This window comes from Pseudoalteromonas sp. Isolate6 (genome assembly GCF_022398435.1).
GTDB lineage: Bacteria > Pseudomonadota > Gammaproteobacteria > Enterobacterales > Alteromonadaceae > Pseudoalteromonas > Pseudoalteromonas galatheae.
Window position 1 is genome coordinate 1 of record NZ_JAKEVK010000071.1, and the last position, 20,626, is coordinate 20,626.

Annotated in this window: 18 protein-coding genes and 2 pseudogenes; 15 read left to right on the top strand and 5 right to left on the bottom strand. The window is 42.9% G+C overall.

The features are described 5' to 3' along the window. A pseudogene (locus L1D50_RS11720) lies at positions 1-444 on the bottom strand (hypothetical protein); the annotation flags it as partial. Between the two features lie 135 nt (positions 445-579). Between L1D50_RS11720 and L1D50_RS11725 the strand changes: the two are divergent. The 3 genes and pseudogenes from L1D50_RS11725 to L1D50_RS11735 all read left to right on the top strand — a co-directional run. Beyond that, positions 580-1,095 (top strand): hypothetical protein, encoded by a 516-nt coding sequence (locus tag L1D50_RS11725; RefSeq protein WP_138523036.1) that lies wholly within the window; start codon positions 580-582, stop codon positions 1,093-1,095. A gap of 2 nt (positions 1,096-1,097) precedes the next feature. Next, positions 1,098-1,301 carry a helix-turn-helix transcriptional regulator gene (locus tag L1D50_RS11730; RefSeq protein ID WP_128726032.1) on the top strand — a complete coding sequence of 68 codons (204 nt, stop codon included), beginning with the start codon at positions 1,098-1,100 and terminating at the stop codon, positions 1,299-1,301. Between the two features lie 384 nt (positions 1,302-1,685). Beyond that, positions 1,686-2,120: pseudogene (locus L1D50_RS11735) on the top strand (transposase); the annotation flags it as partial. 72 nt (positions 2,121-2,192) lie between these two features. On the opposite strand, the gene msrA reads toward L1D50_RS11735, so the two are convergent. After that, entirely contained in the window at positions 2,193-3,446 is a 1,254-nt protein-coding gene (gene msrA / locus L1D50_RS11740; protein WP_138523114.1) for a peptide-methionine (S)-S-oxide reductase MsrA, read from the bottom strand. A 219-nt stretch (positions 3,447-3,665) separates the two neighbouring features. Here msrA and L1D50_RS11745 point away from each other — a divergent pair, with 219 nt between their 5' ends. The 8 genes from L1D50_RS11745 to asnB all read left to right on the top strand — a co-directional run bounded on the left by L1D50_RS11745 (position 3,666) and on the right by asnB (position 12,578). Further along, positions 3,666-4,976 carry an MFS transporter gene (locus tag L1D50_RS11745; protein WP_128726031.1) on the top strand — a complete coding sequence of 437 codons (1,311 nt, stop codon included), beginning with the start codon at positions 3,666-3,668 and terminating at the stop codon, positions 4,974-4,976. 86 nt (positions 4,977-5,062) lie between these two features. Further along, positions 5,063-6,577 (top strand): leucyl aminopeptidase, encoded by a 1,515-nt coding sequence (locus L1D50_RS11750; RefSeq protein ID WP_138523038.1) that lies wholly within the window; start codon positions 5,063-5,065, stop codon positions 6,575-6,577. Positions 6,578-6,716: 139 nt separating this feature from the next. Next, a complete protein-coding gene (gene pxpB / locus L1D50_RS11755; RefSeq protein WP_138523040.1) occupies positions 6,717-7,367 on the top strand; it encodes a 5-oxoprolinase subunit PxpB in 651 nt (216 codons plus the stop codon). Beyond that, on the top strand, positions 7,361-8,299 hold the full coding sequence (locus L1D50_RS11760; protein ID WP_239966087.1) for a biotin-dependent carboxyltransferase family protein: 939 nt from the start codon (positions 7,361-7,363) through the stop codon (positions 8,297-8,299). The genes pxpB and L1D50_RS11760 overlap by 7 nt, the downstream gene beginning before the upstream one ends. Beyond that, positions 8,292-9,050, top strand: coding sequence for a DUF969 domain-containing protein (locus L1D50_RS11765; protein ID WP_138523044.1), 759 nt, complete (start codon positions 8,292-8,294; stop codon positions 9,048-9,050). The genes L1D50_RS11760 and L1D50_RS11765 overlap by 8 nt, the downstream gene beginning before the upstream one ends. Further along, positions 9,047-10,057 (top strand): DUF979 domain-containing protein, encoded by a 1,011-nt coding sequence (locus L1D50_RS11770; RefSeq protein WP_138523046.1) that lies wholly within the window; start codon positions 9,047-9,049, stop codon positions 10,055-10,057. Before L1D50_RS11765 ends, L1D50_RS11770 begins: the two co-directional genes overlap by 4 nt. Next, positions 10,057-10,719, top strand: coding sequence for a pyroglutamyl-peptidase I (pcp, locus tag L1D50_RS11775; RefSeq protein ID WP_128726025.1), 663 nt, complete (start codon positions 10,057-10,059; stop codon positions 10,717-10,719). Before L1D50_RS11770 ends, pcp begins: the two co-directional genes overlap by 1 nt. Before the next feature lie 188 nt (positions 10,720-10,907). Beyond that, the gene (gene asnB / locus L1D50_RS11780; protein WP_239966088.1) at positions 10,908-12,578 is read left to right on the top strand and encodes an asparagine synthase B; all 1,671 of its coding nucleotides are present in this window, start codon (positions 10,908-10,910) and stop codon (positions 12,576-12,578) included. 51 nt (positions 12,579-12,629) lie between these two features. On the opposite strand, the gene pssA is transcribed toward asnB, so the two are convergent. Continuing rightward, entirely contained in the window at positions 12,630-13,955 is a 1,326-nt protein-coding gene (pssA, locus tag L1D50_RS11785; RefSeq protein WP_128726023.1) for a CDP-diacylglycerol--serine O-phosphatidyltransferase, read from the bottom strand. 286 nt (positions 13,956-14,241) lie between these two features. Between pssA and trxB the strand changes: the two genes are divergently transcribed. The 4 genes from trxB (at position 14,242) to infA (ending at position 17,250) form a co-directional block, all read left to right on the top strand. Beyond that, a complete protein-coding gene (gene trxB, locus L1D50_RS11790) occupies positions 14,242-15,195 on the top strand; it encodes a thioredoxin-disulfide reductase (protein ID WP_017217521.1) in 954 nt (317 codons plus the stop codon). 89 nt (positions 15,196-15,284) lie between these two features. Beyond that, positions 15,285-16,001, top strand: coding sequence for a leucyl/phenylalanyl-tRNA--protein transferase (aat, locus tag L1D50_RS11795; protein WP_128726022.1), 717 nt, complete (start codon positions 15,285-15,287; stop codon positions 15,999-16,001). Next, positions 15,994-16,725, top strand: coding sequence for an arginyltransferase (locus tag L1D50_RS11800; RefSeq protein WP_128726021.1), 732 nt, complete (start codon positions 15,994-15,996; stop codon positions 16,723-16,725). The genes aat and L1D50_RS11800 overlap by 8 nt, the downstream gene beginning before the upstream one ends. A 306-nt stretch (positions 16,726-17,031) precedes the next feature. Continuing rightward, on the top strand, positions 17,032-17,250 hold the full coding sequence (gene infA, locus L1D50_RS11805) for a translation initiation factor IF-1 (RefSeq protein ID WP_002962494.1): 219 nt from the start codon (positions 17,032-17,034) through the stop codon (positions 17,248-17,250). A 746-nt stretch (positions 17,251-17,996) separates the two neighbouring features. Here the strand turns inward: infA and clpA are convergent. Both clpA and clpS read right to left on the bottom strand, forming a co-directional pair. Further along, on the bottom strand, positions 17,997-20,261 hold the full coding sequence (gene clpA / locus L1D50_RS11810) for an ATP-dependent Clp protease ATP-binding subunit ClpA (RefSeq protein WP_128726020.1): 2,265 nt from the start codon (positions 20,259-20,261) through the stop codon (positions 17,997-17,999). A gap of 28 nt (positions 20,262-20,289) precedes the next feature. Then, complete coding sequence (clpS, locus tag L1D50_RS11815) at positions 20,290-20,607, bottom strand: ATP-dependent Clp protease adapter ClpS (RefSeq protein WP_010379297.1); 318 nt, start codon at positions 20,605-20,607, stop codon at positions 20,290-20,292. Between the last annotated feature and the right edge of the window lie 19 nt (positions 20,608-20,626).

The window sequence follows — 20,626 nt, forward strand, 5'->3', positions numbered from 1 at the left end:
GTTTTTAATTCTTATACTATTTTTAAGATTATTAGGATTGAACTGAAGCGTGAAGATTTGTTTGTTTTCATTGCCCTCGTGATCTTTGCTGAATATGATCTCATTCGTGTGATAAGACCATACGAAATTATCAACAGAATCTGTTAGGTAGGTGATTGGTTTAGCATCAGAGAGATCCCCCCCTTTGCGTACTAGATGAATATTATTCGCACCATTGTGCGGTTGAAGAAATGCAATCCATTCACCATCAGGTGATAGCGATACACTTTCCATTGTTTGCTCACTGAATAGATCTTTTAACGCGATTAACTGAGTTTGCGTTTGAGCAACGGTATGTGTGGTTTTTTGTGTAAATGAACCAACTTGGCAACCACTTAGGGATAGCCCAGCAAGGACAAGTGAGCTGATAATTGTCGTTTTTACTTTTATTAAATTGTATTTCATATTAGCTACTCCATTTTTCTGTAATTATCATTACATGATTTTTAATTATTGTAAAACGATAATTCATTGTTGTTTTTTGATGTTTTTTTTCTGTGTGGTATAGTACACCCTGAGCATGAGAAATGAGGAGCTGACATGTCTATCACTTTGGATATGATTCAAAGAAGAAGTAAATTTATCCGCGTGGGAGTACTATCTACTACAGCCATAGTACTGATATTTCTGGCCTACGAGTTGGTATTCAATCATCGTGTCAGTTACTATGACAATGCTCTGTTTGATGAGTTATGGCAGTCTGATAAGGTTAATAATGTTGGTCTGTTTCTAGCTACGACTCCAATATTGTTCCTTGCATTGGCGGGGGTCCATTTCATTACTCGATTGCTAAAGTATTTTGAGCAAGGACACTTTTTTACTCGAGAGTGTTTGTCTTGCTTTATCTATTTCATCATTACTGAAGTGTTGTCGATATTTTTCGTCAGTGCACTGAGCGTTATCTTTGCATACTGGCATGATGCTTACTTTGAACACACAACCCTTGTCCTGTCATTACAATTTGGTGAGTTGGTTACGCTTAGTATCTTAGCGACCGTTGCTTATCTGCTGCGCGCAGCGCAAGAGATCAGTGATGAAAACAAGGAGTTTATTTAGCGATGGAAATTGTTGTGAACTTAGATGTAGTCATGGCCATGAGAAAAGTCTCATCCAAAGAGCTGGCAAAAGAAATCGGCATCACAGAAGCGAACTTATCGCTGTTAAAGCGCGGTAAAGTCAAAGGCGTTAGGTTTGAAACACTAGCCCAAATTTGCAATTATTTGGACTGCCAACCGGGCGATATTCTGGAGTTTAAACCTTAACCTGTTTATGTGTTTGCATTCGCTATTTTGAATACCAGCATTCGAAGTGCATCTAGCTAAATGGATAAGTAAATAACTCCAGCTCGGGATAAGAATTTAAAAGCAAGGTCAAATAAAAAGAGAAAGTGCATACCAGATGAGTATGGCTGAAATAATGACTATCATCATTCTATTTTATATGTCAAATCAGCGCGATTTTAAAAACTTTTATAAAGGCTACCTCATGCGGTTACTCCCCTTTCAAGTTATTTCAAAACCCTAAAATCAACAGATAGTGATATTTGCTTCATTGACTCAACGAGTATCAAAGTTTGTCATAATTCGAAAATACCAAGACACAAAACGTTTGCTGGTGTAGCTGAGCGGGGTTCGAGGAACAATAGGATGGTATTTTGGATTCAAACTACACCTAGTTATCAATCATAAAGGTAAAATAATTGCCGTCAAAGTGACACCTGCAAATAAGCATGATACAGCACCTGTCGAAGAACTTACTCAAAATCTAACCGGCGCTTTATATGGAGACAATGGTATACCAGTAGTAAGTTAAAGCAGTCACTATCGGAAGGGGGACTCAAACTGGTCATCAATGTGCGCAGTAATATGAAGACCAGAGCTATTTCTGCGTGGCGCAAGGTTATGATGCTATCAAAGCGCTTTATTATTGAAACCGTGAATGACCAGCTAAAGAATATTTGTCAGTTAGAGCATTCAAGACATAGAAGCTTGTATGGGATGATATTAACAGTCTTAGGTGCGCTGATTGCATACAGCCATAAAGAAAAAAAGCCATCTATTTCTGTTGATGAACAGATGGCTTAAACCGATCTCGGGTTAATTAACTGTTGTTGAATCCCAGTGTTGAAATAAAGGCAGCTTTAGGCGTAATACCTAAAGCGCCTCTCTCGCTTTAAACTCAAGTACTTGGGCATTGATACAATAGCGGTCTTGACCTTTTGGCCCTTCATTTTTAAATACATGACCTAAATGAATACCACTGCTTTTTGAGCGTATTTCGGTTCTTACCATTCCGTGGCTTAAATCTTTGTGATAGGTCACGCTGTCTTTTACTGGGTGGGTAAACGACAGCCACCCAGTGCCTGAGTTAAACCTATCTCGGGTATCGAAAAGAGCTTTACCACTCAATTTATCAATAAATACGCCATCTGGTGTGTTTTTAAAGATATCGTATTGCTTGCAAAATGGTCGCTCTGTGCCTTTTTGAAAGGCAATGTCAAAGGCTTCCGAGCGGCCCAGCTTAAAAGCACCGAGTGCCTTGTAAAATTCTTCTCTCGCCATAAAACCTTGAAAGCCAAGGGACTCAACACCATCTTCAATAAATAAGATTGTTGGCGTTGCCCAAGTCGCGGTTTTTATCATTAGTCCTTCGAGTTGATCTGCATAGCGAAAATGAAGTGGAATATCACCTTGATAGTCATTTAACACCTCTTTTTTTAACTTTTCGCAGTAAGGGCAATAGCTCTTAGCGTCTACAATAACAATATGCTTACCTTGGGTAAGCGAAGTGTTATCAGTTTTATCTTTCACCACCTTATCAAAAGTCACTCCCGTGCTATGATCTGGGCAATATCCATTGGGATTCTTGGCTAAATAGTTTTGATGATACTCTTCCGCTGGATAAAATTTTCTAAGTGGCTTAATTGTGGTATGAATATCGCCATAACCTTGCTCAGATAATAAATGTTGATACTGCGCTTTTAATAAGTGAGCTTTGTCACTTTGCTGATCATCAGTATAGAGAATGATCGAGCGATACTGCGTTCCAACATCATTACCCTGACGATTTTTTTGGGTTGGATCATGACTTTCAAAGTAGTATTTTAGCAGCGCATCGGTGGTGATAAGATTTGCGTTGTAAGTTACCTTAACCACCTCTGCATAGTTATCTTCATCGAAACGTCGACTCGGTTTAATGATTTCTCTATAGCTTGGCTTAAACCCTTTACCGTCCGCATAGCCCGACTCAGCATCTATCACGCCCGTCATTTTTTCATAGCGCTTTTCAGGACCCCAGAAACAACCTGAGCCCAACACTAACGTTTTAATATGATTACTTGCGCCATCGACTTTAGGCTTCGGCATATCTGTACCCGCGATCGCAGACAAGCCTACTCCTAACATCATGATAAGCCCTATCGACGCGGCTACCTGTAATGTTTTCATCGTTACTCTCTCAATGCTGTATGTCGCAACAAGTAAGCATTCCACTTTATACTTGTTGAACTTAATATGATTTATTGCGTATTGAATGAGACCGTCGAAGGTTAATTATCATTTCATACAAAGTCGTTCATGATAGTGAAACCGTATTGTCCGCGACACAATAAAAGTAAAGGAATAAATGTGAGTAAAATAAGTGAAAATATCTATCAAAAGCTAACCAATGACGATGAGGCGCGTGCCTGTAGAGCAATTGATGATAAGGCATGTAGAGAAGTTCCTGGTAACTACGTGCTTATTTTATTGAGCCAGCTTTTTAGCAAATTGGGAGATGCTTTGCTCAATCCTAAAATCACGTTACCTTGGCTGATGCAATCACTCGGTGCTCCCGCTTATTTGATATCGGCTCTCGTTCCCATTCGTGAATCAGGCTCACTGATCCCACAATTATTTATCGGCCAATGGGTGCGCAAGCATGCGAAACGTAAACTTCTATGGTCTCTCGGCGCACTTATTCAAGCTACTTGTGTACTACTTATGGCATTACTTGCATGGAACCAAACTGAAAATCAATTCTACGCTTGGTTAGTACTTGGATTACTGGCAATTTTTAGCATCGCTCGCAGCTTAAGCTCGGTGTCATCAAAAGATGTCATCGGTAAAACTATCCCCAAACAAAAGCGTGGCCAGCTTAGCGGCCAAGCCGCCTCTGTCAGTGGACTTATAACCGTTACATTTGGTGTTGGGCTTTTTATCGCTGCCACTCAAGTAAACAACATCAACTTTGTGGTCACACTAATACTAGCTGCAATCTTTTGGCTGATTGGCGCGTTAACGTTCTCAAAAATTAAAGAATATGAAGGCGCAACCGAAGGTGGTGAAAACGGATTAGAGAAAGTAAAACAAGATTTCGCGCTGTTAAAAACCGATCCGATACTTAAAAAGTTTATTCTAGCTCGTGGTTTGCTGTTAAGTTCTGCGCTTATTCCGCCTTATTTCACGGTAATAGCACAACAGAATATCGGCAACGGTGCATGGGTGTTGGCCGTTTTATTAGCAGTGTCCGGACTTGCCAGTTTAGTCAGTGGCGCTTTTTGGGGTCGCCTTGCCGATCAATCAAGTAAACACGTGATGATGTATGGAGCAACAATCACCGTTGCTATCACTGCAGTGCTACTAACAACATCTTTATTTTATTCTTCGCTGCTCGAAAAGATGTGGTTTATTCCGCTTTGCTATTTTGTCATTGCTATCGCCCACCAAGGCGTGCGTGTGGGTCGAAAAACCTACGTGGTCGATATGGCAGAAGGAAACAAGCGCACCAGTTACGTCACGCTCAGTAACACAATTATTGGCATTGTACTTTTATTAACAAGTGCTCTTGGTGTCGTTGCCTCGGTATTTTCAATTAATGTGTTACTTACACTCTACATTATGATCACGATATTAGGCATCGTGCTGACAAGCCGCTTACCTAATGTCACTGAACGGTAAAACCTGTTACTTCACCGACAAATTGTGTCTAAATTTCTCCAAATGAGGTAAAAACGCCACAATTTTAGTTATCTGAGGATAAAATTATGTCATTGACTACGCGTTTTTCTGCTTTAGCGCTGGCGGTTGCCAGTATGACTTCTGCAAATGCCGCTGACTTTGAGTTCAATACCAAGCTTGCAGACGCTGATGCACTAGTAATTTTTCAAGCTGGTGAAAACCAAAGTAACCTAAAGTTCCTAGATAAAGACACTCGTAAACAGTTGGAGCGCGCAATTGCTGCTGAAGACTTTAATGGCGCGTATGGCAAAACAGTTGAAGTATTAGCACCTGTAGACTCTGATTATAAGCGTATCTTCATTGTTGGTTTAGGTGACGCAGGCGAACTCAACGCCAGCAAAATGACCAAACTTGGTGGTAACCTACACGCTAAATTCGAAGGTAAAAAGCTGGAGAATGTTGCAGTTGCATTCGAAGGCGTTGAAGGAGCGCTTTCAAATGCAGAACTGGCAGCACAATTTGCACACGGTGCAAACCTTCGTGACCACACCTTCGAAGTATACAAAAAAGAGCCAAACACTTTTAACGTAAGCTATCACTTCGACGTTGCCGATAAACAAGCAACACAGGCTCAGTATAAAGCACTGCAACACATTCAAGCTGGCGTGTTTTTAGCACGTGACTTGACCTCTGAAGTCGCAACAGAAATGACCCCGGTTGACTTTGCAAAAGCGGCAAAAGAACTTGAACAATATGGCGTTGAAGTAGAAGTACTAGCACCAGCTGAACTCAAAGAACTTGGTATGGGTGCGCTTGAGGGCGTTGGCCGTGGTAGTGAACACGGCTCTCGCTTAGTTGTTGCACATTATAAAGGTAACAGCGAGACACCAATTGCCCTGATCGGTAAAGGTATTACTTTTGATTCGGGTGGTTATAGCATCAAAACCGGCGCTTCGATCGCACGCATGAAATCTGACATGGCAGGTGCGGCTGCCGTGCTTGGTACAGTAAAAGCAATGGCGCTAAGCAAAGCAGACGTAAACGTGGTAGCAGTCATGGGTATGGCGGCAAATATGGTGTCTCAGTATGCAATTGCGCCGGGTGATGTGCTACGTACTGCAGAAGGTATTAGCGTAGAGGTTGTAAACACAGATGCTGAAGGTCGTTTGGTGCTGTCTGATGCAATGTGGTACGCACGTAAACATTACAGCCCTGAGATCATGATTGACGTCGCGACATTAACTGGCTCTAAAATTCGTGCTGTTGGTAACGAGTATTCAGCAATTTTCTCTGAAGATGATAGCTTAATTACAGAATTTACCAACGCCGGTAAAGTTGTGAACGAGAACGTATGGCGTCTACCGCTTGGCTATAAGGACAAACTAAAATCTGACATCGCCGATTTCCAAAACGTAGGTTCTGGTGGTCCTGGTGCAACAACTGCTGCGACTTTCCTACAACAATTTGCAGGTGACACCCGTTGGGTTCATATCGATATTGCAGGTAACGCACTTTCAAGCTCCGCTAAAGACGAAGTTCCAACCGGTGGTACAGGCTATGGCGTTCGCCTTCTAAGTCAATGGCTATTAACTGCTAAATAAATCCTCAGATTTGAAGCCGTGTTTAGGCACGGCTTTTTAGCTGCAACAAAACGGCAACTTGTAGCAATAATTTCGTTTCAATTGCGAGGTGTGTTATAAGAAACATAACGTTTACCAAAGCAACCAATTGTTATTGTCTATGTCTGATGTGAGTTGTTATTTATTAGGTGAGCAAGCAATTGTTGTAAATGCAACGTGTTTGCCTAAAAACAAAAGTCCAATTAATCAACGATTGTTCGCCCTCAAGAAATGGCTAGATAGTAGCGGTGATTTTGTTGATGTGGTGCCTGCCAAATCTTCCGTTACTGCCTATTTAAAAGACCCCCGCAAAGCCGATGCCTGGCAACACAAAATCCAAGCACATTGGCAAGACCTAGAAGTAGCAGAGGTAAAGCCAACACACCATCATATTGAGGTGTTTTATGGCAAAGAATTCGGACAAGATTTTGAACGCATAGCGGACGAATTACAACTGACGCCAAAACAGCTTATAGAGCTGCACTCAAGCGTTGATTATCAAGTGCAATTTATTGGCTTCTTACCTGGTTTTGCTTACTTGTCAGGGTTACCTACCGCACTTCAACTACCCAGAAAATCCACACCAATTACCAAGGTCCCCAAAGGCAGTATTGCCATCGCAGACAGCTACAGTGCAATTTACCCGAGTCAATCTCCTGGTGGCTGGCATTTGCTTGGACAAACCAACACTACCCTATTTGACCCAAATTCTGCATCAGCAAGCTTGCTGCAACCGGGCGATATCGTGCGTTTTGTGGAGAAATCATGCTAGAAGTTATTAAATCTGGGCCACTTTCAACTATTCAAGACATTGGTCGCCAAGGACTTCGCCACTTAGGAGTAAGTCAAGCAGGTGTCATTGACCCTGTTGCGCTTAAACTTGCAAATACACTCTTGTCAAATAACGACGATACTGCAGCTATTGAAGTGACCATTGGCTTATGCGAGTTTCACTTCCATGCCCCCACTAACTTTGTTATCGCAGGGGCAGATCTCAATGCTGCTTTAAATGACGAAGCAGTATACCCTTGCTGGCGCTACAGTGCTAAGGCCGGAGATAAGCTGACATTTAAGCAAAATCGCGACGGTTTACGCGCGTATTTGGTGGTCGAAGGTGGATTTACCAACATAGACAAGCTGCTTGGGAGTTATTCAACCGACCTCATGGCTGGCTTTGGGGGAATAAACGGCCGAGCTCTTAAACAAGGGGACAAACTGAGCTACACGCCGAGCACAGCTAAAAGCTCCGTGGGTGGCCTGCAGCCCAGCTATGAAAAGCTCATTCATTTCATCCCAGGCCCACACCTCGAGATCATTTCCAACCAGACACTGAGTGTATTAAACGACACTATTTGGAAAGTAAATCCAAGCAGTAATCGTATGGGTATTCGCCTAAGTGGCCATAGCAGCCTTGTGCATGCACATAATATTGCAACCCAAGCCGTCCACCCTGGCGTTATTCAGCTGCCCCCCAGTGGCGAGCCCATTATCCTATTGAATGACTGCCAAACTACAGGCGGTTATCCAATAATTGGCTCTATTATTCGAGCCGATATGCGCCATTTGAGCCAATTGGGCGCGGGCGATTGTATCCATTTAAAATCAACATCCGTTACAGATGCGGCGAAGGAATCTCACCGAGTACAGGCGCATCTCAATCAGCTAAGGTTAGCGCTTAAAAATAAAGAACAACAAAATGACTGAACTAAATCTCCTTCCCCTTTCTGGCATTGCCGTGATTGTCATTGGCTTTGCTCTGAGATTTAATCCCTTATTGGTTGTCACCTCCGCTGGCCTAGTTACTGGTTTTGCCGTTGGGATCGACTTTGTCGACTTAATTGTCACCTTTGGCGAAAAGTTTATGAACTCTCGCCAGCTTGCAAGCTTTTTACTTATCTTACCCGTGATTGCAATTTTAGAACGTTACGGCTTACAGCAAAGAGCTAAAGCTTGGGTTGCGGGTATAAAAGGGGCAACCACTTCTCGAATTCTAAGTATGTATTTTGTAGTCCGTGAGTGCTCCGCAGCGCTGGGATTAATCAATTTAGCGGGTCAAGCACAAACCGTCAGACCACTACTCGCTCCGATGGCAATAGGCGCTGCAGCAAATCAATACGGCGACCTACCACAAGATGTAAAAGACATGATAGGCGCACATGCTGCCGCCTGCGATAACATCGCGGTCTTCTTTGGGGAGGATATTTTTATCGCTTTTGGTGCTGTACTACTCATGGATGCTTTTTTAAAAGAAAACGGTATTGCCGGAATTGAACCGCTGCATATCGGACTTTGGGCAATACCGACTGCAATTGCCGCGCTCATTGTTCATCTCTTCCGTTTAGCACGATTTGAAGCAAAAATTCGAGCAGAAATTGCGCGCTGTCAGCAGCAACAAAGCGAAGAAGAACAAACACCTAGCAACACAAATTCGGCGCTTAAGGAGGAGTCATTATGAGCTTAATGAACACTTCTGACGCGCAATCTAGTCTACTTTCAATTGACAATATCTATTTATTGATTGGTTTTATCGTGATGTTTCTGGTGGTAAAAACGCTACAAGATAAGGCACACCCTAAGCGTCTCACTACGGCACTTTTTTGGTTCTTATTTGGCTCTGTTTTTATCTTTGGTGATGCTTCTATCGCATTGATTGGTGAGCGAAATACTTATTTATGGATCGGCATCAACGTGGTGATCATCGCACTGCTTGCGGGTATGAATATGGTTTCTATGGGAAATTATGACATGCCGTGCGAACGAGCCAAAACAGAAGATGCAAATCGGTTTGGTAATAAATTGTTTGTTCCTGCTGTACTTATTCCAATCGTTACTGTTATCTGTACTATCATCTTAAGTGAGATCCAGCTCGGCGATTTTTATCTATTCGATCAGGAGCACGTAACGCTTTCAGCACTGACACTCGCTTGCACCATCGCATTGCTGGTGAGCTGGAAAATAACCAAAGGCAGTCCATTACAAGCACTTTCTGAGTCTCGTCGCTTAGTTGATTCAATAGGCTGGGCAGCAATATTGCCACAGATGCTAGCAATGCTTGGCGGTGTATTTATCGTCGCAAACACTGGCACTGCTATCCAAGACTTAGTGACATTGTTTATTTCGCCAGATAACCGCTTTATGCTCGTTGTGCTGTATTGTGTTGGCATGGCACTATTTACCATGATTATGGGAAACGCTTTTGCCGCATTTCCAGTAATGACGGCAGGTATTGCACTGCCATTTTTGATCCAAGGACATGGCGCTGATCCTGCGCCGCTCGTCGCGATTGGCATGTACTCAGGTTACTGTGGAACACTAATGACACCGATGGCCGCTAACTTCAACATTGTGCCAGCGGCACTGTTAGATTTAAAAGATAAGTACCAAGTCATTAAAGTGCAAATACCAACCGCTATAACGTTATTGGTGATTAATATTTTTCTTATGTACGGAGTCGTTTTTTAATGTCCAGTTACAGTAAACCTTGTGTCCTAGTGACTGGGTTCACCCCATTTGGTGGTGAGTCCATCAACCCCTCATGGCAATTAGCGCAGTTGTTAGAGGGGGAAACCGTTGAAGGCCACCTGATCCACACGAAAGAGTTACCTTGTGAATTTGACAAAAGTATTGAGTCTTTAACGCAAGCGATAGATAAGTATCACCCAAGCATCGTGATCTGTGTGGGCCAGGCAGGTGGACGCTGTGATATCTCTATCGAACGTGTCGCTATCAACGTCAACGATGCCAGAATAGCCGACAACGCAGGAAACCAGCCGATAGACACACCAGTCGTTACACATGGTCCCGATGCATATTTTGCCTCTTTACCAATAAAAAGTATGCTAAGTAGTGCACTTCAAGCGGGGATCCCTGCAAGCATTTCTAATACGGCAGGCACTTACGTATGCAACCATGTGATGTATGGATTACTGCACTATCTTAGTACACATGACTTAGCGTGCCGTGGTGGCTTTGTGCATATCCCATACTTACCCTCCCAAGCAGCGCACCACCCTGGTGCACCCAGTATGGACATTGACACCCTAGTTAAAGGAATAAAAATCCTATTAACCAGCGCCATTACACAAAAGCAAGATATCAAGCTTGTCGCTGGGACGACACACTAATAAGCGACGCCCCAAAATGGTGCAAACCTGCACCATTTCATCTCACAAAAAATTCACATTTTCTCTATTTCATTGTGTGACTTATCAAATTATTTTTGGTAGAACTTAAACTATCTCATGGTAACTATGCGTCCGTGAGCAATAATAATTTGTTGATATTATCAACACATCAATAGGAATGAGGAAATATGTGTTCAATTTTCGGCGTACTTGACATCAAGACCGATCCCCTTGCACTTCGCGAGCAAGCCATCGAAATGTCAAAAAAACTAAGACACCGTGGCCCCGACTGGTCAGGGGTATATTCAAGTGAAAAAGCCATTTTAGTTCATGAGCGTTTGGCAATTGTTGGCGTTTCTAGCGGCGCACAACCATTATTTAACCCTGAAAAAACACATATTTTGGCGGTGAATGGTGAAATTTATAATCATAAAGAGCTTGCAAAAGCACTGACCGTTCCATTTGACTTTCAAACAGAGTCAGACTGTGAAGTGATCTTGGCACTATACAAGCAAAAAGGCCCTGAGTTTTTAGATGATCTTAATGGAATTTTCGCATTTTGTTTGTACGATGAAACGGAAGATGCCTTTTTAATTGGTCGAGACCACATCGGTATTATTCCACTTTACACTGGCCGTGATCAAAGCGGTAACCTCTATGTCGCAAGCGAAATGAAGGCGCTCACGCCCATTTGTACGCAAATTGAAGAGTTTCCTCCCGGCCATTATTGGTATTCAAAAGAAGGGGGTCCAAGAGAATATTACCAACGCGACTGGCAAGCGTTTAGTGCTGTAAAAGACAATGAGGCAAATCCCGAAGCAGTTAAAGACGGGCTAGAAGCCGCAGTAAAGCGCCAATTGATGTGCGATGTGCCCTATGGCGTATTGCTGTCTGGTGGTCTAGATTCTTCTGTGATTTCCGCTATCACACAAAAGTTTGCTGCAAAGCGTATCGAAGATGATGATGCTTCCGATGCTTGGTGGCCAAAACTTCACTCCTTTTCCATTGGTTTGGAAGGCTCTCCCGATCTCGCTGCAGCACAAAAAGTAGCGGATAGAATCGGCACAATTCACCATCCTATTCACTTTACCGTACAACAAGGGATCGATGCCCTTAAAGAAGTGGTCTATCACCTAGAGACCTACGATGTCACAACCATTCGCGCTTCTACTCCTATGTACCTTATGGCACGCTACATTAAAGCAATGGGCATTAAAATGGTGCTATCGGGTGAAGGGGCTGATGAACTATTTGGCGGCTATTTGTATTTCCACAAAGCACCAAATGCTGAGGAGTTTCACAACGAGCTAAACCGAAAGGTCTCGAAACTGCATATGTTTGATTGCTTACGTGCAAATAAGTCGATGGCAGCGTGGGGGGTTGAAGCACGAGTTCCCTTCTTAGATAAAGAATTTGTCGATATTGCCATGCGTACTAACCCGGGCTACAAAATGTGTAAAGATGGCCGTATCGAAAAACACATTATCCGTGAGGCGTTTGATGGCTATTTACCCGATGACGTATTGTGGCGCCAAAAAGAGCAGTTTTCTGATGGCGTAGGCTATAGCTGGATCGATTCACTAAAAGAATATGTCAGTCAGCAAGTGAGCGATTCGGATCTTGAAAACGCCCACTACCGCTATCCAATCAATACACCGGATAGCAAAGAAGCCTATTATTATCGCACCATTTTTGAGTCGCATTTCCCAGGAGAAGCGGCAGCTAAGTGTGTTCCTTACGGCAAGTCTGTGGCCTGTTCAACACCCGAAGCGCTTGCTTGGGACGAGTCGTTCCAGCGTAATGCCGATCCATCAGGTCGCGCAGCAAGCTCACACAACGAAGCGTATAATCAAAAATAAGAAAGTAAAAAAGGGACGTTCGTCCCTTTTTTAAAATTATCAGTGCTTGCGTTAAATAAAACGCTTAATAATAAAGTCGACTTTCACACGCTTAGCCTGACCAAGAAGCTTTTTCACAGGTGCTGGGTAATCCCCCAACGTTTCGAGGTCATCGTGGCTTTCAATGCGACGGCAATGTTTTAAGATCTCTTGCTTTTCTAACTCGATTTGAGGCAGCAATGCTTTGTCGGGATCTTCGATTAGAATGCCATTTTCAATATCTAACCCCCACGCCCTTGGGTTGAGGTTATGACCACTCATTAAATGCGTATCGCCATCTTTGCTCACTCCTTTCAAGTGGAACGAGTTGTTGCCATCTTGCCACAGATATACATCCAACAATCCGGCAGTGATGAAGCGGCGTTGCGATTTGATAAATTTATACAAAATGGTTTCGTACAAATAAGGAAGCGCACCAATTCGGCTAAATGGCTGTTCTGGACTGATATAGAAATCATTCGCCGTTTTATCCCCCACCACTATTGTCACCTTTTTACCAGTTTTCAGTAATCGACGTAACGAGCGAAGTAGAGGAGCCGGAAAATTGAAGTAAGGTGTGTAAAGAACTAACTCTTGTTCTGTGGTATCGAAAAGCGCCTTAATAAGGCGATTTAGCTTATTAGTTCTACGTCCAAACCCTAAATATGGACGAACTGTTAAACCATCCCGACTGTTCGCCTTTGAAATATCATAACTGGCCTTTTTCAACTGTTTCATCAGCTGCTTTTGCGCAGTGCGAATGTCAAGTAAAGTAGGTAATGGGCGAATGTCGAGTCTAGGTACTGCGTCGGACGCTATCAATACTTGATCGGTAAAGTGGCAAAAGCTATCCGCAAGCTGCACTTGTTTAATCACAAAATAGCGGTCTAGGCGGTATTTTTCATCATGATGCAAGTAGACATTATTTAAACTAGCACCGCTATAAAGCAGGATATCGTCAATAACAAAGCCTTTTAAATGCAACACGCCAAAAAGCTCTTTTGCTTTTACCGGTACACCGTACACTTCAACTTGAGTACCTAGCTGCTCTTTTAAATCACAATATAGCTTGGCATTGCCTTCTGACTTTTCAGCGCCAATGAGGCCCCGTTGCGCACGGTGAAAATCCACCAACACTTTTACCGTTAAGTCTGGATTTTGCTGCGCAGCCTCGTGCAATGCGTGCAATATCTCGCGACCCGCCTCATCATCTTGTAAGTAAAGTGCGGTGATGTAAATACGCGTTTTTGCCTGTGAAATAAGTTGTAAAAGCGTCTGATGATATTGCTTAGCATCAGTTAACACCTCACAATCTTGTGCACTTAACCCAAAGCCTGGGGTATTCTGCCAAAATGCCATATGTACCTTTTCAATTAGGCTATCAACTATTGATAGCAAAACAAAATTCTCTAAAACATACCAAAAAAAAAACCTGAGGTCATGAAATACTGCCGTTTTTTGCCAGTACTGAACAAGATTGCTTAATGTGTAGTCGATTTAGAACAAAACAGTACAAATTTTTTGACAACTTGCCAATTTACACCAAATCAGATTACGGTTTTTTATTTACTTCCCTATTGAATTACATAGAATCGAACAAACTTTTGCTTAATAGCATTTTTTAGAATTGAGTTAGGAAAATTACATGAGCGATGCAAAACACTGCAAACTGTTGATTTTAGGTTCGGGTCCTGCGGGCTACACTGCCGCGGTATACGCAGCACGAGCAAATTTAAACCCAGTATTAATCACAGGTATGCAGCAAGGTGGTCAGCTGACTACAACAACTGAAGTCGAGAACTGGCCTGGTGATGCACATGGTTTAACGGGTCCAGCACTTATGGACCGTATGAAAGAACATGCAGAACGCTTTGAAACTGAGATCATTTTCGATCACATCAACAAAGTTGACGTGACGAAGCGCCCGTTCACACTCACTGGCGATCAAGGCACTTATACGTGTGATGCGTTAATCATCGCAACAGGTGCATCAGCTAAATACCTTGGTCTTGAGTCTGAAACAGCGTTCCAAGGCCGCGGCGTGTCGGCTTGTGCGACTTGCGATGGATTCTTCTATCGTGGTCAAAAGGTTGCGGTTGTTGGTGGTGGTAATACCGCGGTTGAAGAAGCACTTTATCTATCAAACATCGCAGAAGAAGTACATGTTATTCACCGCCGCGACTCTTTCCGCAGTGAGAAAATTCTTGCTGATCGCCTAATGGATAAAGCAGCGAATGGTAATGTTGTGTTACACCTAAACCGCACACTTGATGAAGTGCTAGGTGATGATATGGGTGTTACTGGTATTCGTATCAAAGATACTGATTCAGAAGCGACAGAGCAGCTTGATCTTGCTGGTGTTTTCATCGCAATTGGTCACAAGCCAAACACAGATATGTTTGAGGGCCAGCTAGAGATGAAAGATGGTTATTTGGTTGTACAGTCTGGTCTAAATGGTAACGCAACACAGACTAGTGTTGAAGGTGTGTTTGCAGCAGGTGATGTGTCTGACCACATTTACCGTCAGGCAATTACCTCTGCAGGTACAGGCTGTATGGCAGCACTAGATGCAGAGCGCTTCCTAGACAGCCAAAAATAATAGATAAATGGGTCGGTCTAGGCTGGCCCTCTTCCCTCCTTGCTTTAATTTGCTATATTGAAATAAATAACAATCCTGTAGTTTGTTCAATGATCCAACAACTGTTCCACCTCGCCCACGATGACTTTCGTTTTCCGCCAAATCACTATGCCTTGTCTGAACCAGATGGACTGCTTGCCATTGGTGGTTGTTTACAAGTAGAACGTCTGAAAAACGCTTATGCCAATGGGATCTTTCCTTGGTTTAATGAGGGTGAACCAATTATGTGGTGGAGCCCAAGCGAGCGCGGCATTTTGGAGCTTAAAGATTTTCATTGTGGTAAAACGCTAAGAAAAGCCCAACGTAAACTTAATCCGACCGTCACTATCAATACCGCCTTTTCACAAGTGATTGAAGCTTGTAGAAATCAACGAATGGCGGCTGAAGGAACTTGGATCACAAATGCGATGTTGGCTGCGTATCAGCAAGCGCACACTCAGGGGTTAGCACATAGTGTGGAAATATGGGAGCGAGACAAGCTCGTTGGCGGGCTCTATGGCATCATGCAGTCTGGTGTATTTTGTGGTGAATCTATGTTCCACACCTTACCTAATACATCCAAAATGGCGATGTGGGCACTGGTAAATTGGCTCAAAGCCCATCAGGCACATTTTATTGATTGCCAACTCGAAAACCCTTATTTGACAAGTTTGGGGTTAAAAGTTGTACCAAGGCGCGAGTTTTTGACTAGACTTAAATTGGCGGATCGATTTGAGATCCCATCATCAATGTGGCAGCCTCAGGAGTTGAAAGCTATCTATGAATGAACACTTTCCTTCTAAAATCGGACTGAGCCAACAATTTAGTTGTAGTTATTTACCTGAGCAGAAGGAACAGTTACTGGTTATTCTAGACCCAAATTGTTACAGCCCAGATAGATTTGAACAATTGTTAGCATTAGGGTTTCGCCGCAGTGGAGACCAGATTTATCGTCCACACTGTCCCGCATGCTCAGCTTGTCAATCTGTAAGAGTATTAACTCAAGAATTTAAACCGAGTAGGTCTCAAAAACGCAAACGCAATAAATTAAAGCAAGATTATCAACTAATTATTAGCCATCAGGAGCGTCCTGAATACTATCCGCTATACGAAAAATATATCAGTCTACGCCACAGCGATGGCTCTATGTACCCACCTAACCGTCTCCAGTACGAAAGCTTCTTATTTTGTCGTTGGATGAACATTGTCTTTATCGAGCTATGGCACAAAGATAAGTTAATTGCAGTAGCCGTCACTGATTCAATGCCTTATTCATTGTCTGCTATTTATACCTTTTTCGATCCTGAGTATGAATCACTAAGTATCGGTACTATCATGATAATGGCTCAGCTAGAACAGGCAGCGAAACAGAATAAACCATACTTGTACTTGGGTTATCAAATCGACGAATGCAAGAAAATGCGTTACAAAACCCAATTTGTGCCAGCACAAAAACTAGTTAAAGATATTTGGCAAAATATTGATCCGGATGCTCCACAACCTTGTGCTTAGTATCTAGTTTTCCTGCATACGTTAGCTCAAATGTAGGAATCCCCCCCTTTTTAACACCACAATAATCCCATAGCGTGGACAAAAAACATGCGTTACTAGCAGGCTTTCCTATGCTAGAATGACGCCCTCGCCTATCAATAAGGCTCCAGATTTTGAAATGCGTTAGGAATAGAAAGCAAAAAACTTTGGTAAAACTGGCTTAATAAACGACCAAATTAACAAAAAATCAGCTTGTAACTTTACTTATTCCCCGCTTTTGGGCAAAATCTGCATCGTTTAATTTAACCAAGAGGTGATACGCTACACATGGCGAAAGAAGACGTAATTGAAATGCAAGGCACGGTCCTTGATACGCTACCAAACACAATGTTCCGTGTTGAACTAGAAAATGGTCACGTGGTTGTTGCACATATTTCTGGAAAAATGCGCAAAAACTACATCCGTATTTTGACTGGTGACAAAGTTACTGTCGAAATGACGCCTTACGACCTATCAAAGGGACGTATTGTCTTCCGTGCTCGTTAATCTGCGTGTGTAGATTTATACTAAGTTGATGCCGTAAACTCGTTGATACCCAAGCGACTTCAACATGCTGATGTTACTTAGGTATACCAAGTTCATTCAAGCAATTAGTATACACGAACGACTAGCACTGAATTTAAGCGATGATAATACCGCATCTAATTCAGTGATAACAAAAAGCCCAGTGAAGCTGGGCTTTTTGTCGTKTAAAGCTATGTATCTAACCCCACCGTTCAAAGGGAGCACCATGGTCTTCCATGCTCGTTAATCTGCGTGTGTAGATTTATACTAAGTTGATGCCGTAAACTCGTTGATACCCAAGCGACCTCAGCATGCTGATGTTACTTAGGTATACCAAGTTCATTCAAGCAATTAGTATACACGAACGACTAGCACTGAATTTAAGCGATGRTAATACCGCATCTAATTCAGTGATAACAAAAAGCCCAGYGAAGCTGGGCTTTTTGTCGTTTAAAGCTATGTATCTAACCCCACCGTTCAAAGGGAGCACCATGGTCTTCCGTGCCCGTAAACCTGCGTGTGTAGATTTATACTAAGTTGATGCCGTAAACTCATTGATACCCAAGCGACCTCAGCATGCTGATGTTACTTAGGTATACCAAGTTCATTCAAGCAATTAGTATACACGAACGACTAGCACTGGATTTAAGCGACGGTAATACCGCATCTAATTCAGTGATAACAAAAAGCCCAGCGAAGCTGGGCTTTTATCAAATACTTCAAAAGTTTTATGCTGATACCGCTTCCGTTTGGTAATCAAAGGACAACTTGTTGTCTTTAACCGTGACTTTGACCGTACCACCATCAGACAAATGACCAAATAAGATTTCGTTGGCAAGTGGCTTTTTCAGGTTATCCTGAATAACCCTCGCCATTGGACGAGCTCCCATGGCTTTGTCATAACCAAGATCCGCAAGCCAATCTCGTGCTTGCGCCGTAAGCTCAAGGTTGACCGATTTCTTATCAAGCTGTGCTTGCAATTCAACAATGAATTTATCAACAACTTGCAAGATAACTTCTTTCTCTAGGTGGTTGAACCAAATGATGTTATCCAGGCGGTTTCTAAACTCTGGCGTAAACACCTTATTGATTTCTACCATTGCATCGTGAGAATAGTCTTGCTGCTGGAACCCAATAGATTGACGAACAGTCTCTTGAACACCTGCGTTTGTTGTCATTACTAACACAATATTTCTGAAGTCAGCTTTGCGACCATTATTATCTGTCAGCGTACCATGATCCATAACTTGCAGTAGAATGTTATAAATGTCCGAATGCGCCTTCTCAATTTCATCTAACAAGACTACAGCGTGAGGATGCTTGATTGCGGCTTCAGTCAACAGTCCCCCCTGCTCAAAACCAACATATCCCGGAGGAGCGCCGATTAGGCGGCTAACTGCGTGGCGCTCAGAGTACTCAGACATGTCGAAGCGGATAAACTCTATGCCCATACATTTAGCAAGCTGTTTAGTCACTTCAGTTTTACCAACCCCTGTGGGGCCAGCAAACAAGAATGAACCAACAGGCTTGTCCTCGTTAGCAAGACCAGAACGCGATAGACGAATTGCTGATGTTAACGCATCAATCGACTCATCTTGACCAAACACCAACATCTTCAAGTTGCGATCAAGGTTTTTAAGCGTTTCTTTATCACTAGATGACACGCTTTGTTGCGGAATACGAGCCATTTTAGAGACGATAGCTTCAATATCCGACACATTAATCGTTTTCTTGCGTCTCGAAGTTGGTTGCAGTCTTTGACTTGCGCCCGCTTCATCAATAACGTCGATAGCTTTGTCTGGCAAATGACGTTCATTGATATATTTAGCACTGAGTTCAGCTGCCGCTTTCAACGCTTTTTGCGTATAACGAATACCGTGATGTTCTTCATAACGCTCTTTCAAACCATGTAAAATTTTAGTGGTATCTTCGACACTAGGTTCAACCACATCAATTTTTTGGAAACGGCGCACTAATGCCCTGTCTTTCTCAAAAATATTTTTGAATTCAGAGTATGTTGTCGAGCCCATACAGCGAAGCTGTCCACTCGATAACAGCGGCTTGATTAAGTTAGACGCATCCATCACACCACCTGAGGCAGCCCCAGCGCCGATAATGGTATGGATCTCATCAATAAATAAAATCGCATGAGGTTTTGATTGAAGCTCTTTCAGTAGTGCTTTAAAACGTTTCTCAAAGTCACCGCGATATTTTGTACCAGCTAGTAATGCTCCCATATCTAGTGAGTACACTACCGCGTCTGCAATTACATCGGGTACCTGATTATTAACGATCCTATACGCTAAACCTTCAGCGATTGCCGTTTTACCAACACCGGCTTCACCAACGAGCAATGGGTTGTTTTTCTTACGACGACACAGCACCTGAACCGTACGCTCGACTTCCTCATCGCGACCGACCAGCGGGTCTATGCGACCAGACTCGGCTTGCACATTTAAGTTGGAAGTAAAGTTTTCTAGCTTAGTTTTCTCTTCCTGTTGTATCTCATTGTTGTCATCCTGCATTTCTTCATGATCTTCTTGCTCATGCTCATCTTCAATTTTTGAAATGCCATGACTAATGAAGTTAACGATATCTAGGCGACTAACGTCAGCTTTTTTAAGTAAATAAACCGCTTGGCTCTCTTGCTCAGAAAAAATCGCAACTAGCACGTTTACCCCAGTTACTTCTGAGCGGCCTGACGATTGAACATGGAATACCGCACGCTGCAACACGCGCTGAAAACCAAGTGTTGGTTGTGTTTCTCTGTCTTCCTCTAAATCTGGAATAACAGGCGTAGTTTCATCAATAAACTCTGATAACTCGCGCTTCAAGGTGTTCATATCGACACCACAGGCATCAAGCGCCTCACTAGCAGAGGGGTTATCGATCAATGCAAGTAATAAATGCTCAACCGTCATAAACTCGTGACGGCGAGAACGGGCCTCGCGAAACGCGGCGTTAAGAGTAAGTTCTAAGTCTTTGTTTAGCATTGGCAACCCCCAACAAGAAATTTATAGGTCATTCCTGCTCACAACTACAGAGCAGTGGGTGCTCGTTGTCACGAGCATATCGGTTTACCTGCTCAGCCTTGGTATGGGCTATATCAGCAGGGTATACTCCACATACCGCTTTTCCCTTGTGATGTACTTCTAGCATCACTTCAGTTGCTCTCTCGCTATCCATATTGAAGAATGTCGTCAATACCTCGACAACAAAATCCATGGGCGTGTAATCATCATTATTCAAAATCACTTTATATTTTCGCGGCGGTTGAAGCTGCTGCTTCTGTTCTTCGCGAACGGCGTCCAATACACCCGAATCTTTTGTCCCACTCATAATAAATATAGTCTTGTCT